This is a genomic window from Kitasatospora sp. NPDC058048 (assembly GCF_042885555.1).
Lineage (GTDB): Bacteria > Actinomycetota > Actinomycetes > Streptomycetales > Streptomycetaceae > Kitasatospora > Kitasatospora lactacystinica.
The window spans coordinates 210,356-224,630 of the sequence record NZ_JBHVRT010000010.1 but is presented as its reverse complement, the minus strand read 5'-3'; the positions used below and the strand labels follow the sequence as shown (position 1 = coordinate 224,630).

Here is a 14,275-nt window from a genome sequence, read left to right as displayed (position 1 = left end):
CCACCGTCCCGTCGACCGGTTCCTACCGGTCAGCCGGCTCCGCCCGGTCGGACCCGACCGCCACGCGCGCGGCCGGCCAGGCGTACACGTACTCGGGCAGCAGGAACCCTCCGGGGAACTCGCCCTCCTGTGCCCGGACCCGCTCGGCGCCCTCGCGCTCGTAGAAGGCGATCGCGCGGGTGTTGTCCCGCAGCACCTCCAGGGAGAGTCCGGCCCCGGGGTGCCGCTCGGCGACGTGGGTGCGGCCCGCGGTCAGCAGCTCGCGCCCGATGCCGCCGCCGTTCAGGCCGGGGCGGACGTGCAGGTTGTCGATCAGCACTCCGCCGTCCGGCTGCGGGACGAGGTAGATGAATCCGACCATCGCGCCCGCTCGTTCGGCGATCAGCAGTTCGGGCGTGTTCTCCGGCCCGCCGTAGTCGGCGCAGTCGGTGTCCAGGCGCAGGGTCCACAGCTCGCGTCGCTGGGCGACCATCCCGTCACCCAGTCCCGCGTCGGGGACGATTCCCCGGTAGGTCGTGCGCCAGCTGTGGGCGTGCAACTCGGCGACGGGCTCGGCGTCCTGCACTCCGCCGCGCCGAATGACGGTCCGTCCTGAACTGATCATGTGACCAGCCTCCCATAGAGATGGAGTTGAACATGTTCAACCGATACGTCTACAGTACCGCTCAGCTTTTGAACGCGTTCGAAATAAGGGGGGTCGCCGTGGCACCGGATGCGGAGGGGGCATCCGGTGCCACGAACACCGACACCGGATGGAACGTCGTCTCCGGCTAGGCTCGTGCTCGTGGACGACCTGGCAGCGACGAACCGAACGGACGGCGAGAACGGCACGGCCGGGGCTCCGGCCGCGCCCGACCCGGGGAGCGGGACCGGGCCGGAGGGCGGAGCACTGCCCGGCGGCCGGGCCCGGCCCAAGACCGACAAGAGTGAGGCGACCCGTGCCCTGATCCTGGAGACCGCCATGCGGCTGTTCCAGGAACGGGGCTACGAGAAGACCACCATGCGCGCCATCGCCACCGAGGCCGGCGTCTCGGTGGGCAACGCGTACTACTACTTCTCGGCGAAGGAATTCCTGATCCAGGGGTTCTACGACCGGATGACCTACGAGCACGCGGCCGACGCCAAGCGCCGGATGTCCCACACCCGGGACTTCTCCGAGCGGCTGGAGATCGCACTGACCTCCTGGCTCGACACGGCCGCGCCGTACCACGAGTTCGCCGCGCAGTTCTTCCGGACGGCAGCCGACCCGACCAGCTCGCTGAGCCCGTTCTCCAACGATTCCCACCCGGCCCGGGCCACGGCGGTCGAGCTGTTCCGCGACGTCCTCCAGGGCTCGGAGCTGGCGCCCAAACTGGACGCCGAACTGGTCGAGCTCCTGCCCGACGTGCTCTGGCTGTACCTGATGATCGTGGTCCTCTACTGGGTCTTCGACCGGACCGAGGACACCGAGCGCACACGGGAGTTCGTCCGCCGGTCCACCCCCATGGCGGCCCGGGTGATCAACCTCTCGCGCTACCGGGTGTTCCGGCCGATCGTCCGCGACGCCAAGGGCCTGATCCAGGACTTCATCCTGCCCACCATCGGCAAGACGGCGGTCAAGTAGCGCCCGCGGCAACACCGAAGGCCGGCCCGCGAAACGGGCCGGCCTCCGGTGTTGGAACGGGCTCAGAACTCGGTCGGCGTCCAGGCCCGCACCGGGGTGCGCAGCAGCAGGTCCACGGCGGCCGCCGCCCCCGGGCGCAGCTCGCCGACCAGGGCGGCCGCGGCCAGCCTCGACGCCGTCTCCGCACCCAGGTAGAGCGAGCCCAACTCCGAGGCGCCGAGCGCGAGGTCGGCGTCGTCCGTGGTCCGGGTGCAGCGGCCGGTGCCGTCCTCGGCCGCCTCCAGCGCCCAACGGCCGGAGGCGTAGCCCAGCTTGTCGTCGACCTCCAGCACCACCCGGCCGGGGGCGCCGTAGCTGCGGGCGCGGAACGCGGCCTCGACGTCCAGCACTCGCACCCAGACGAGGTCTCCGTTGTCCTCGTGCGGGGTGGCCGCGCGCGGGTCCTGGAGCAGCAGCGGCAGCGGGTCGTCCGGGCCGAGGTTGCGCACCTCGACCCGGGCCACCCAGTCCACCGACAGCACCAGGCGCCAGAGTTCGACGGCGGTGGGCAGGTCGAGAGCGATGAACTCGTCCACGGAGAGCGTGCCGTCGGGGTAGGCGCCGTCCCACTTGGGGTCGATCCGGTAGAGCACCAGGCCGGTGACCGTGCCGGCGGCATCCCGGTGGACGGCGGCGAACGGCTCCTTGAAGTCGTCGCCGGGCGTGCGGACTTCGCCGCTGGTGCGCTCCCACCAGAGCGCGTCGCGCTCGATCGCGCCCGGCTGGGTGCGCCGCCAGCGCTCGTACAGGTCCGCGCCCAGCTCGCGCAGCTCCGCCATGGTCACGAAGTCGATCCGGCCGCCGGGGACGCCCGGCAGGCCCTCGCGCAGACCGCGGGTGCGGCGCAGGTCGATCCTCCAGCCGCTGCCGTGGGTGGCCGGACCGAAGCCGAACCGGCCGTAGATGTTGTACTCGGCGGCCATCAGGACGGCGACCGCGCAGCCGCGCTCGGCCGCGGCCGCGAGGTCCCGGCGCATCATCGCGCTGAGCAGGCCGCGCCGGCGGTGGGTGGAGCTCACCGTGACGTTGGTGACGGCGTCGGCCGGGACGACGGACCCGCCGGGGACGGTCAGTTCGGTGTCGAAGCTGCGGTAGGTGGCGATCTGGCGCTCGCCGTCGAAGCCGGCCAGCATCCGGCCCGGCTCCCACTGCCGGCGGCGCAGGTCCTCCGCGACGGGCACGTGGGGGCGCAGGAAGCCGAAGTTGAGCGCCCGGTTCCACTCCGCCACCTCGTCCACCGAGACGGCCCGGACCTGGAGCCCGCTCACGCTGTCGACGTCCGTGTGATCGATGCTGTTGCCCATGGGGCCACCGTACGGCGGCCCTCCGGGGGGTGGCATCCGAATTATTCCGTGCCCGACCCGTGGTGCTCGCCGGGCACCACCACCCAGTGGTTGGTGCGCAGGACGCGGTCCGCGAAGTCCAGGTCCCGCTCGCCGACCAGCCGGAAGCCGAGCGCCCGGCAGATCCCGTTGGACGCTCCGTTGGTCGTCCCCGGGTTGGCGTGCACCTCGCCCCAGCGGCCGTCCTCGGCGGCGGCGTCCAGCACGCTGCGGACCGCCGCCTTGGCGAGGCCGCGCCCCTGGTGCTCGGGCAGCACCATCCAGCCGATCTCGGAGACGCTCTCGCCGTCCTCCTGGTCCGACCAGAGCGTGACGATGCCCGCCGCCTCTCCGTCCTGCGCGCCGTCCGGCACGATCATCCTGATCCAGGAGCTGTCCCCGGCCACCAGGGCCAGGTCCGCGCGCAGCCGCTCCTCCACCCGCGCCCGGGGCAGCGGGCCGCCGAGTTCGGCCATCATCACCGGGTCGCAGCGCATCCGGACGTACGCCCCGACGTCCCCCGCCCGAACATCCCGCAGTCGCACGACGCCTCCTCAGTGCCGGTCCTCGCGGTCACGCTAGCGCGCCCCACCGACAGTGGCGCCCGGGCCGGCCCGCCTGGCATCCTCGTGCCGGTTCAGGTACAGACGATCCGCTTCGGGGGGGCACCATGGAGGACGAGTACGTCCGCAGGCTGAAGGAGTACGAGAGCCGGGCGCTGACGGCGAAGCTGGTCGGCGGGCTGACCGTGGCCGGCTGGCTCTGGGCACTCTGGCAGGTCCTCGCGCCGGGCAACGGGCTGTGCGGCTCACCGGCTTTCTACCAGCCGACCGGCTTCCACCTGGCCGAGGCCTGCGACTCCGAGATGATCGGCCGGGTCGGCGGCGCGTTCGCCGTATTCCTCGTGTCGCTCCCGGTCGCCGCGCTCTGGGGCTGGACAGTGGTGCGGCTGCGCGACAGCCGCCGGGCGGTGGCCGCCGTGGCCGGCCGGTAGCCGGGTGGAACGGCGGCCGGCTCGGCCTCCCGGACGCCCTCGGTGCCGAGTGCCTCGCGCCGACCCGGCCCCGCGGGACGCCCCGGTCGCGCCCGCCCCGGTCCTCGCGGCCGCCGCGCAGGGGGCGGGGCCGGTCGCACCCGTGAGGTGCTGACCGGCACCCGCCGGCCCGGGCGTCAGGGCCTGGCGTAGAAGTCCGGGGTCCCCATGATCCAGAGGCTGGCCTGCTTGACCGGCATGCCGACCCGCGGGGCCTCGATCATCTGGTCGTCGCCGATGTAGAGCCCGACGTGGTGGATGTCGGCGGCGCGCCCGGTGTCGGTCCAGAAGACCAGGTCGCCGGGGCGCAGCTGGCGGTAGCCGATCGGGGTGCTCTGGGCGTACTGGTCGGCGGCGAAGTGGTTGAGCTGCCGGCCGCCCTCGCGCCAGGCCATCATCGTCAGCCCGGAGCAGTCGTAGCCGCCCGGGCCCTCGCCGCCCCAGACGTACGGCAGGCCGATCTTGGACTTGGCGAAGGCGATGGCGGCGGCCGCGCCCTCGGCGGACCACGGGCGGGCGAGGGGCGGTGCGGCGTGGGCCCTGGTGGCAGCGGCGGCCGCTGCCGCCGTCGCGGCCTCGGCCTCCCGCGCGGCCTGCTCGGCGGCGGCGCGGGCGGCGGCCTCGGCCTCGCGGGCGGCGATCTCCTCCAGGGCCTCGCGGCGCCGGCGCTCCAGCTCGACGGTGGTGTTCCGGGCGGCGGCCAGCTCGGCCAGCAGTTGCTCGCGGCGCCGCCCGGCGGCGGCCACCTCGTCCTGCTGGGCGGCCAGCCGCCGCTCCGCCCCGACCTTGGCCGCGCCGACCTCGGCGGCGGCCTTCCCGGCGGCCTCGGTGGCGGCCCGGGCGGCGGCGGAGGCACCGCGGGCGGCGGCCGCGGTGGAGGTGGCGGCGTCCAGGATCTGCCGGGTGCGCTCGCTGACCTGGCCGACCGCGGCGGCGCGGTCGCCCGCGTCGCGCGCGCCGTGGGCGCCGAGCAGGGCGTTGAGGGCGGACAGTTCGGCACCCGCGCCCTGCCGGTACGTCTCGGCCGCGAGCCGGGCCGCGTCCTCGGCGGCGGCGGCCCGCTCGGTCTCGGCGGCGGCGGCGCGCCGCGCGGCGGCGACCTCCTCGGCGCGGGCCCGGGTGAGGGCGAGCCGGGCGCCGTTGTAGGCCTCGACGGCCTGTTCGGCGGTGCGCCCGGCCCGGTCCAGCTCGGTGCGGGCGGCGGTGAGCGCGGTCTCCAGAGCGGCGGCCGAGGAGGCCTTGCCCTCGGCCTCGGCCCGGGCCCGGTCGATCTCCTCGGTGGTCGGGTACGGGTCCTCGCCCACGGCCCGGCCGGCCGTCGGTTCGGGGTCGGCCGGGGCGGCCTGGGCGGCGGGGAGCAGCCCGAGCAGGGCGGTGAGGGACAACAGGAGGGTCGGCAGGATCCTGCGCGCCACGCGACATCCCTTCTGACGGGTCCGGAGGGGACGGCGTCGGACGGCGCGCGGCGTACGGGCGGTCGGCGGCCCGGGGGTCGGCGGGGATCCGATGAATCATCCCATCACGTGACAGAACGGTCACATGATGCTCATGTTCTCAATTCCGGCGGCCTTCACACCCGGAAAGTGCTCCGCCGGTCGGGTGACCATCGGATGATCTGACCAAGCCTCGGCTCCGACCGGACCGCGGGGCGGGCGGGAAACGGGCGGGAAACGGACGGGGACACAAGCCGGGACACGGGCGGGGACCCGGACCGGGACACAAGCCGGGACACGGGGACACGGACCGGGACCCGCGCGCAGGAGGCGGGCTACCGGCCGATCCGACGGGTGTGGGTGCGCAGCCGGTGGTGCCGCTCCGGCCGGCTCTCCAGCCCGGTCGGCCCCACGGCGAAGACCCGGCTGCGCCCGGCCCGGACCGTACGACGGCGCTGCTGCGCCAGGCGGGAGCGGTCCGGACCGGCCTCGGCCGATCCGAGCGCCGGGTCCGCCGCGCCCCGGGCCGTCCCGGCGGCGGCCGCCGAACGACGGTCGGCCAGCCGGGCCTGACGGCGGGCCAGCGCCCGGGCGGCGTGCGCGTCGAGGTGGGCGCTGGCCCGGGCGGCCATCCGCTCGGCCACCCGGTGCGCCGCCGGGTGGTTGGCGGGCACCTTGTCGGGGGCGCCGGCGATCAGGTCGAAGAGCCAGGTGCGGGCCCGGTCCGCGCGCCGGTGCAGCAGGCGCTCGCGCCGCAGCGCACGCGCCCGGCGGCGGGGGCGCGTGGCGTACCGCCAGCGGGCCCACGGGCTGCTGGGACGGGCCAGCCGGATCGCCCCGATCCAGGACAGGCCGGGGACCATGATCCCGAGCAGGCCGGTCCACACCTTGCCCTTGAGCAGGGTGATCACCGAGGCCAGCGAGTTCACCGAGATGATCGTGATCAGGCCCCACCTGGTCTCCTCGCCGGGCACCACGCCGAGCGGCACGTACCCGACCAGCAGCAGGGAGGTGAACAGGATGCCGAAGATCACCGCGTCCACCGATTTGCGGCCCTGTTCGCTCCAGTACACGTCGTCCAGGTGCAGGATCAGCGCGAACTCGTCCAGCACCAGACCGCAGCCGATGCCGAAGGCCAGGCCGAACACGTCGATCCACGGGTGCCCGCCGTAGGTGGCGAACACCCCGATGCCGCCGAGCAGCAGGAAGCCCAGGCCGAACACCATGTGGTGGATGTGCAGGCCGCCCGGGGTCACGTTGCCCGGCCACCAGCGCACCTGGGCGCGGATCATCCGGACGCTGAACCGGATGAAGACGAAAGAGGTGATGAATCCGACCAGCAGCAGGAACAGCGGTTGCTTGTGCGCGGCGACGATGTGCTCGCGGTAGCCGTCCAGCAGTGTCGTCATGGGTCTTACCTTCGTTCCTGGTCCTGCGTCCTGCCTGCCGTGACGTGGCCCGGGGGCCGGGGCCTGGGCCCGGGGACCGCATCGCCCCGGCACCGGCCCGACGTCCGGTCAGAACCCTCGAGTGCGCTTGGCCGCCCGGCGCGGCACGACCGGGTAGAGCGACGGGCGCTCGGCGCCGACCGGCAGTTTCAGGAACAGCCGGGCGATCTCCCCGCCCAGGTTCACCCCGACCGCCAGCGCCATCGCGATCGCCGCCGCCCGGAAGACCGACACCAGGCCGGCGCTGGAGTGCCCCTGGGCGAAGGCGAGCATCCCGAGGTAGAGCGCCGAACCGGGCATCAGCGGACCGATCGCGGCGGTCACGTACGGCAGCGCCGACCCGTTGCGGTAGCGCGCCATCAGCTGGCCGAAGAGGCCGACCAGCCCGGCCGCCACGCCGGTCGCCGCGATCGGGTTGACGCCCGCGTTGTACACCAGCGCACCGTAGCTGGCCCAGCCGATGCCGCTGTTGACGGTGACCAGGGCCAGCGTGCGGCGGTCGGTCTGGAGCAGCGTCGCGAAGGCCAGGGTCAGCAGCATCGCGGCGACCATCTGGACCGGCGGGTAGTTGACGCCCACCAGGCTCTCGTCCGGGCGCAGGTTCGCCTCGAAGCCGACGCCCAGGTAGAGAATCACCATCACCCCGATCACGATGCCCGCGACCAGGTAGATCACTTCCAGCAGGCGGGCCGCGGCGGTGATGTAGAAGCCGGTCAGGCCGTCCTGCACGGCGGCGACCAGGGCGCGCCCGGGCAGCAGGGCGAACAGGCCACCGGTGATCACGACCGAGCCGCGCAGGCCCCAGTCGTTGAGCGAGAGGATGATGCCGGAGGCGGCGGCCGGCATCGCGGCCGCCACGAACTGGTAGAACTCCGGCAGCCGGCGCCGGGCCAGCGCGGAGGCCAGCCGGTCGCCGAGGACGGCCGCGACGAAGGCGCTCGCGAACACCAGCCAGGCCTTGTCGTCCACCCGCCCGCCGACCAGGAAGGTCGCCGCGCCGGCCAGCAGGCCGGTGGTCAGGGCGAGGAACCAGGCGGGGTACGGGTGCCGGTTGCGGCGGATCAGCGCGAGCCGGCGGTAGGCGTCGTTGACCGTCACGTTCTCCGCGGTGATGTCCGCGACCAGCGCGTACACCGCGTCGAGCCGGGTGTAGTCGGAGGTCCGGCGGCGCACCACGCGGTCGGCGGTGACCGGCGGCTCGACCAGCGAGGGCTGGTACGAGATGCCGATCAGGGTGAAGGTGACCTGCGGCTCGCAGCGGTCCAGCCGGTAGGCGTGCGCGATGCCGAGCATCGCCGCCTCGACGTCCTCGGCCGCCTCGCCGCTGGCCAGCAGCAACTCGCCGATGCGCAGCGTCAGGTCGAGGATGCGCGGGACGTTGCGGGTGACGGACGCGGAGGGGTGCATTTCGCGGGCGGTGCGCTCGAAGGCGGGCCGCTCGGACATCGGGGTGCGCAGCAGGGTGCGCATCCGGTCCGGCCAGGGCGCCTCGCCGGGGGCGCCGGCGGTGAGGTCCGGGACCGGGATGCCGGTGGGCGGGGTGTAGCCGGCCGCCCGCCACTCCTCGGGGGTGAGGGTGTCCTCGGCGACCGAACGGCGACGGGCCGGGCGCTCGGTCCCGGCCGGTCCGGTCGCGGCGCGGACCGCCGGCCCGGGTACCGGCTCGGGTACCGGCTCGGGCTCGGGCTCGGGGGCCAGCAGGCCCTTGGTCTCCGGAACGGGCAGCGCGAGCGGGACGACGGTGGTGGGCTCGACCGGCGGGGCGGGGTAGCCGAGCAGGCCCTCGGTGGGCGGGGCGTCGGCGGGGTGCACCGGCTTCGGGGGTGCCTGCCGCGCCTGCCGGACCGCCCTGCCTCCCCTGGCCCGCTTGCCCGTACCCGGTCGGCCCCGCTTAGGCACTTCCGCTCCTTGCCACCCCTGGCGGCCTCCGGCCACCGCTCGATCTCGGGTTACACCTTGCCTGATCGAACAGCCGGACGCACATGTACGCGGCGTCCCGTGGCAGGAGCGGCGGACGCCTACCCGGCGCGGTGGCGGGTGGCGGACGCCGCGCCGGAGCGGCGCGCCCGCAGCAGCTCGATCGCCACCGGGATCACCGAGACCAGCACGATGCCGACCAGGATGGCCTCGATGTTGTCCCGGACGAACGGGATCTGCCCCAGGAAGTAGCCGAGCACGGTGACGCCGCCGCCCCACAGCACGCCACCGACCAGGTTGAACACCACGAAGCCGCGGTAGTTCATCCTGCTCACCCCGGCGACGATCGGGGTGAAGGTGCGCACGATCGGCACGAAGCGGGCCAGCACGATCGCCTTGGGGCCGTGCCGGTCGAAGAAGGCGGCGGCCTTCTCGACGTTCTCCTGCTTGAAGACCCGGGAGTCGGGACGGCGGAAGAGGCTCGGGCCGACCTTGCGGCCGAAGAGGTAGCCGACCTGGTCCCCGGCCACCGCGGCGACCACGATCAGCGCGCAGACCAGCCAGAGCGGCTGGTGCAGGTAGGTGCCGCCGGCCACCAGCAGGCCGGTGGTGAACAGCAGCGAGTCACCCGGCAGGAAGAAGCCGATCAGCAGACCGGACTCGGCGAAGACGATGGCCAGGATGCCGATCAGGCCGAAGGTGGAGATCAGGGTGGTCGGATCGAGCCAGGACGGGCCGAGGGCGAGGCTGGTCACGGTGCGGGCACTCCGGGAGGTCGAGTCTTGGCAATGAAACAGTAAAGCATTGACAAAGACTCGACTGGAGGCGGAATGGTTCCCGGGCCGGCCCGCACACGGCGGGGCGCGGAGCGCGCGGGACGGCCGGGAACGCGCGCGGCCCCGGCGGGGGCCCGGGAGGGGCCGGCCCGCCGGGGCCGCGCGGTCGAGGACGGTCAGAGCCCGTAGCGCTCGACGATCTCCTCGTGCCGGGCGGGGGCCGCGCCGGCCGCCTTGGCCAGCTCCGCCCAGGCGAGCGGGTGGGCCCAGCCCTCGGTCAGCCGCAGCAGCAGGGCGTCGGCCTCGGCGGCCGAGGCGGTCGGCGGGACGCCGAGGGCCGCGTAGACACCGGGCAGGGTGTCGCCGCCGTCCGCCGGGTCGGTGATCCGGTACTGCTCCCCGCTGTACACCCAGACCGCGTACCCCGCCCCGTGCAGCTCCTCCCGCAGGGCTGACCACGGCTCGTCGCCGGGCCAGCCGCCGTCGATCCAGTAGGTGGTGTACCCGGCCGGGTCGAGCAGGGTGAGCAGCTCGAACACCGGGCGCCAGCGCTGCCGCTCCTCCTCGGGGGCGTCCTCGGCCGGCGGGCGCTCCAGCAGGGCCGGGGCGAAGACCACCACGTCGCCGTGGTTGAGCGTCAGGTCGTCCCCGAGCACGGGCAGGATGCGGGCGGTGGCCGGGCCGGTCCGCAGGGCGGGCAGGTCGGACGTCGCGCCGTTGGTGCGGGTGGCCCGAATGGTGACCAGCTGCCACTCCTCGTCCACCGGGCCCTCGGGCTCGTCGAACTCGATGTCGAGCAGCGCGCCGGTGGAGCGGACCACCGCCCAGTCCCGGTTGGCGGTGGCCGCGGTGATCAGGTGCCACAGGTCCGGCTCCCGGACCGCCCGGTGGCCGTCCTCCTCGGCGCTGTCCTCGGCGCTGTCCTTCGCGCTGTCCGCGGCCGGCGCCGCGCGCTCCAGCAGTTCCAGGTACATCCGCTGCGCGGTGGCGTGGTCGCCCAGCTCGGTGGCGGCGTGGGCGGCGAGGCGGCGGGTGTTGATCACCTCGTCGTCCAGCGCCAGGATCGCCCGGCACTGCTCCAGCGCCTCGGCCCAGCGGCCCTCGGCGGCGGCCCAGCGGGCGCGTATCCAGTGTCCGTCGGCCGGGGCGGAGGCGGCCACCCGGTCGGCGAGGCGGCGGACGCCCTCGGCGTCCCGGGCCTCGATCAGCATCTCGCCGAGCGCGCCGGTCAGCTCGCGGTCGGCCGGGTCGTCCTCCAGGTACCGCCACAGCAGGTCGGCCGCGGCGCGGGCGTGGCCGAGGCCGCCCAGCACGGTGGCCAGGAGCACCGCCAGTCCGGTGGCGCCGGCCTGCTCACCCCGGTACCGGTCCAGGGCGACGGAGAGCAGGTCGGCGCCGGTCTCGTAGGGCACCCGGACCTCGGCCAGGTGCGCCGTCAGCTCGCCCGGCGGGACGGGCAGCTCGGGCTCCGGCAGTGCCTCGGCGGCCGCGCGCAGCGCCGCGACCTGCTCCGACACGCCGTCGGTGCGCCGCAGCCGGGTGAGCTTGCGCTCCCCGGTCGCGGCGAGGGTGAGCGCCACCGTACGGGCACCGCGGGCGAGCGCGAGCCGCCCCGCCGCCAGCAGCAGGTCCACGCACGGGCGGTGCGCGCCGACGCCGTCCAGGTAGCCGACCCAGCCGGCCAGGACGGCGCCCAGTTCGGCGTCGTTCTCCCGGGCCCCGGCCGCGACCAGCAGCTCGACCGTCTGCGTCCAGGCGGTGCGCAGGTCGGCGTGCCGTTCGGCCTCGGCCCGCTCGGGCAGCAGGGCGAGCGCCTCCTCGGTGCGGCCGAGCGAGGCGAGCGCGCGGGCCCGCAGCAGGGCGCCCCAGCGCTGGTCGCGCTCGTCCAGCCGGCGCCCCTGCGTCTGCTCGGCCCGCTCGGCGGTCGCCAGCAGCTCCAGCACCTCCTCGTGCCGGCCCAGCAGGTGCAGGGTGCCGGCCCGGGCCTGGTGGAAGCGGAGCGAGACCGGCTGGCCGGCCGCCCGCATCCGGTTGGCCGCGGAGTCCAGGTGGTCCAGCGCCTCGGCCGCCCGGCCGTCGTCCTCCAGGGCGTCGGAGTACTCGCGGGACAGGCAGTCGTAGCAGGCCCGGTCGGGCTCGATCCGGTCCAGCGTCTCGCCGACCACGGCGAGCCGCTCGGCCACGTACCCCGGTCCGTCGACCCGGGCGTGGCAGATCGCGAAGTCCTGCACCACGCAGACGGACTGCGGGCAGTTCGCCGTCTCCTCGCGGTGCGCGAAGTCCAGCAGGTCGACCGCCTCGGGCAGCACCGCCTCGCCCTGCTGGCGCTTGTTCAGCAGGTTCTGCATCCGCCAGTGCCGCAGGTAGACCTCGACCCAGGGCAGGCCGAGCGCCCGGGCGGCGGCCACGGCCTCCGGGTAGAGCGCGTCGAGCTGCTCGTTTCGCCCCTCGGTGGCGTGCTCGGGCAGCTCGACGATGGCGTCGGCCAGCCGGTGGTGGCCGGCCTCGGCCAGCTGCCGGTGGGTGTCGCGCACCCAGGCCCAGATGTCGGTGGTCATGCCTGCTCCCCCTGCGTCGTGCTGATGAGGTGTCTACCGCACCCCACTGACAATCCGTCCGTCACCGCTCCTCCGAGAGCGCGCCGGGGCTGTCCGGGACCTCCGGCAGACCGGCCGGGACGGCGGCGGTCAGGGCGGAGACCGCGGTGCCGATGCCGGCCAGCGCGGCGGTGAGGTCGCCCTCGGACGGTCCGGACGAGGCCGCGGCCATGATCACCTTGATCGAGCGGAGCAGCCCGGCGGCGGTCGCGCTGCCGGTGTGCCCGCCGCGGTAGGCGGCCAGCAGGTCCTGGACCGCCGGGCTGGCCAGGTTGAGGTAGAGCCGGGCCCGGACCTCGCCGTCGGTGCGGGCGGTGAAGGCGCGGGCCAGCCGCAGGGCGGCCGAGGGTATCCGGGCGTCCGCCCGGTCGTCCTCGATCCGGGCCTTCAGCTCGGCCTCGCGGTCCGGCACCAGCACCAGCGGCAGGCCGGGCGGGTCGAAGCGGGCCGGGACGAGCTGCTCGCCCGGGTCGGCGAGGGCGCCGGCCAGCCAGGCCGACTCGTGCTCCGGCAGCGGGCGCTCCGGGTCGCGGAACAGCTCGCGGTCGCCCTGCTCGCTGCCCAGCTCGACCACCCGGCAGCCGCGCAGCTGGGCGTAGCGGCGCAGGAACGGCAGGACGGCGTAGCGGTCGCCGCGGGCGATCGGCACCCGCATCGCCCGGTACAGCATCTCCTCGAAGCCGCCGCCGCTGCCGAGCGCGACGTGCACCGCGCCGCCTCCCGCCGCGCGCAGCGCGCCGGCCGTGAGGTCGCCCTGCGAGGTGGGCACCGGGACGTCGTCGGCGAGCAGGGTGAACAGCCGGTCGTCGCAGAGCGCGGCACCGAGCAGGTCGTTGCCGTGCCGGGCGAGGATGCGGCGCCACGCGGCGGGCCGCAGCCGGGCGGTCTCGTAGAGGCCGTCCACGATGGCGTCGGCGAGGGCCTTGCGCAGCGCATGGTAGTGCTCGTCGCGCTGGAGGTCCTCGCGGCTGGCGGTGGGGGTGAGCCGGTTGGACTCGACCACGCCGCCGATGAACCCGGCCCAGCGGGGCAGCAGGTCGCGGGCGTCCTCGGCGAGCAGCATGCCGCGCAGGTAGACGGCGAGGTCGCGGTTGTCGCTGCTGCCGTAGGTGCCGCCGTCCTGGACCCAGAGCAGGCCCACCGCGTCGGTGACGTCCTCGACCGGGTGGACCGGGAAGGCGGTGAGCGGCTCGAAGCGGCGGCCGAAGGCGGCGGCGAAGCGCATCCGGGCGGCGTACTGGTCGCCGTCGGAGGGGTGGCGCCAGGGCACCTCGACGGAGTTGACCGGCTGCTCGTCGTCCCCGAGGTGGACCGGGACCGGCAGCAGCACGCAGTAGCGGGTGAGCACGTCGCGCAGCACGTCCTCGTCGGCGAGGTGGGCGTGCTCGGCCTTGAGGGTCAGCTCGACCACCGTGCCCGGGCGGGGCCGGGCGGGCACCGGCTCGACCCGGTACTGCTCGCCGCCGCGGCTGCGGTAGCGGTGGCCGAGGTGCGGTTCGCGGTGCGAGGTGGTGGTGACGGTGACCTCGTCGGCGACCGAGAAGGCGGAGAGGAAGCCCAGGCCGAAGGCGCCGATCAGCTCCTGGTTGCCGGTCAGTTCGCGCAGCATCCGGGTGTAGCCGGTGCCGACGGTGGCCAGGTAGGAGTGGATCTCGGGTTCGGTGAGGCCGGCGCCGGTGTCCTCGATGGCGACGGTCCGCCGGGCGGCGGCGGCGCGCACCCGGATCAGCGGGCGGTGGTCGCCGTCCGGGTCCTCCAGGAGCCGGCGGGTGTGCGAGTCGTGCGCGTTCTGGACGAGTTCGCGCAGGGCGACCAGCGGGGTGGAGTAGAGGTGGGTGGCGAGGACGTTCACCAGGCCGCCGAGATCGACCTCGGTCGTGCGCAGCTCCTCGGCGGGGGTGGGCTCGGGCGGGGCACCATCAGACATGGGTCCCCAGTGTGCCAGTGCGACTATCTGGCGACCATTTCTTTCTTCTTCGGCACCGTCCTGACGGAATGACGGAATACCGTCAACTCCGAATTGACCGATCCTCCCCCATCGGGGGAATTGCCACCCGTTCGGTGGAGTTCGTCCACCGCACTGGTGAATGCTGAACCGGCGACGTAC

The 14,275-nt window shown here is 74.6% G+C and carries 11 protein-coding genes; 2 read left to right on the top strand and 9 right to left on the bottom strand.

What is annotated here, in order from left to right; translation table 11 throughout:
- Nucleotides 1-22: 22 nt before the first annotated feature.
- Nucleotides 23-604, bottom strand: a complete 582-nt coding sequence (locus ACFVVA_RS14070; RefSeq protein ID WP_387689071.1) for a GNAT family N-acetyltransferase — start codon at nt 602-604, stop codon at nt 23-25.
- A 180-nt stretch (nt 605-784) separates the two neighbouring features.
- Between ACFVVA_RS14070 and ACFVVA_RS14065 the strand changes: the two genes are divergently transcribed.
- On the top strand, nt 785-1,603 hold the full coding sequence (locus ACFVVA_RS14065; RefSeq protein WP_380355401.1) for a TetR family transcriptional regulator: 819 nt from the start codon (nt 785-787) through the stop codon (nt 1,601-1,603).
- A 62-nt stretch (nt 1,604-1,665) separates the two neighbouring features.
- Here ACFVVA_RS14065 and ACFVVA_RS14060 read toward each other — a convergent pair whose 3' ends face one another.
- Together ACFVVA_RS14060 and ACFVVA_RS14055 are read right to left on the bottom strand one after the other, a co-directional pair.
- Nucleotides 1,666-2,946, bottom strand: a complete 1,281-nt coding sequence (locus ACFVVA_RS14060; RefSeq protein WP_387689067.1) for a GNAT family N-acetyltransferase — start codon at nt 2,944-2,946, stop codon at nt 1,666-1,668.
- Nucleotides 2,947-2,987: 41 nt separating this feature from the next.
- Nucleotides 2,988-3,509, bottom strand: coding sequence for a GNAT family N-acetyltransferase (locus tag ACFVVA_RS14055; RefSeq protein ID WP_387689064.1), 522 nt, complete (start codon nt 3,507-3,509; stop codon nt 2,988-2,990).
- Between the two features lie 125 nt (nt 3,510-3,634).
- On the opposite strand from ACFVVA_RS14055, the gene ACFVVA_RS14050 reads away from it, so the two are divergent.
- On the top strand, nt 3,635-3,958 hold the full coding sequence (locus tag ACFVVA_RS14050) for a hypothetical protein (RefSeq protein WP_387689061.1): 324 nt from the start codon (nt 3,635-3,637) through the stop codon (nt 3,956-3,958).
- 176 nt (nt 3,959-4,134) lie between these two features.
- Here the strand turns inward: ACFVVA_RS14050 and ACFVVA_RS14045 are convergent, their stop codons facing one another.
- The 6 genes from ACFVVA_RS14045 to ACFVVA_RS14020 all read right to left on the bottom strand — a co-directional run bounded on the left by ACFVVA_RS14045 (nt 4,135) and on the right by ACFVVA_RS14020 (nt 14,095).
- Entirely contained in the window at nt 4,135-5,412 is a 1,278-nt protein-coding gene (locus tag ACFVVA_RS14045; protein WP_387689058.1) for a C40 family peptidase, read from the bottom strand.
- Between the two features lie 353 nt (nt 5,413-5,765).
- Nucleotides 5,766-6,839, bottom strand: a complete 1,074-nt coding sequence (locus ACFVVA_RS14040; protein WP_387689055.1) for a hypothetical protein — start codon at nt 6,837-6,839, stop codon at nt 5,766-5,768.
- A 108-nt stretch (nt 6,840-6,947) separates the two neighbouring features.
- Entirely contained in the window at nt 6,948-8,777 is a 1,830-nt protein-coding gene (locus ACFVVA_RS14035; RefSeq protein ID WP_387689053.1) for a threonine/serine exporter family protein, read from the bottom strand.
- A gap of 119 nt (nt 8,778-8,896) precedes the next feature.
- Nucleotides 8,897-9,550, bottom strand: a complete 654-nt coding sequence (locus tag ACFVVA_RS14030; RefSeq protein WP_359910387.1) for a VTT domain-containing protein — start codon at nt 9,548-9,550, stop codon at nt 8,897-8,899.
- Nucleotides 9,551-9,747: 197 nt separating this feature from the next.
- On the bottom strand, nt 9,748-12,129 hold the full coding sequence (locus ACFVVA_RS14025) for a hypothetical protein (RefSeq protein WP_387689051.1): 2,382 nt from the start codon (nt 12,127-12,129) through the stop codon (nt 9,748-9,750).
- A gap of 61 nt (nt 12,130-12,190) precedes the next feature.
- Entirely contained in the window at nt 12,191-14,095 is a 1,905-nt protein-coding gene (locus ACFVVA_RS14020) for an ATP-binding protein (protein WP_387689049.1), read from the bottom strand.
- Between the last annotated feature and the right edge of the window lie 180 nt (nt 14,096-14,275).

Coding starts and splice junctions, on each gene's coding strand:
- ACFVVA_RS14025 (WP_387689051.1), bottom strand. CDS start 12,129: ATGACCACCGACATCTGGGCCTGGGTGCGCGACACCCACCGGCAGCTG.
- ACFVVA_RS14050 (WP_387689061.1), top strand. CDS start 3,635: ATGGAGGACGAGTACGTCCGCAGGCTGAAGGAGTACGAGAGCCGGGCG.
- ACFVVA_RS14020 (WP_387689049.1), bottom strand. CDS start 14,095: ATGTCTGATGGTGCCCCGCCCGAGCCCACCCCCGCCGAGGAGCTGCGC.
- ACFVVA_RS14070 (WP_387689071.1), bottom strand. CDS start 604: ATGATCAGTTCAGGACGGACCGTCATTCGGCGCGGCGGAGTGCAGGAC.
- ACFVVA_RS14040 (WP_387689055.1), bottom strand. CDS start 6,839: ATGACGACACTGCTGGACGGCTACCGCGAGCACATCGTCGCCGCGCAC.
- ACFVVA_RS14060 (WP_387689067.1), bottom strand. CDS start 2,946: ATGGGCAACAGCATCGATCACACGGACGTCGACAGCGTGAGCGGGCTC.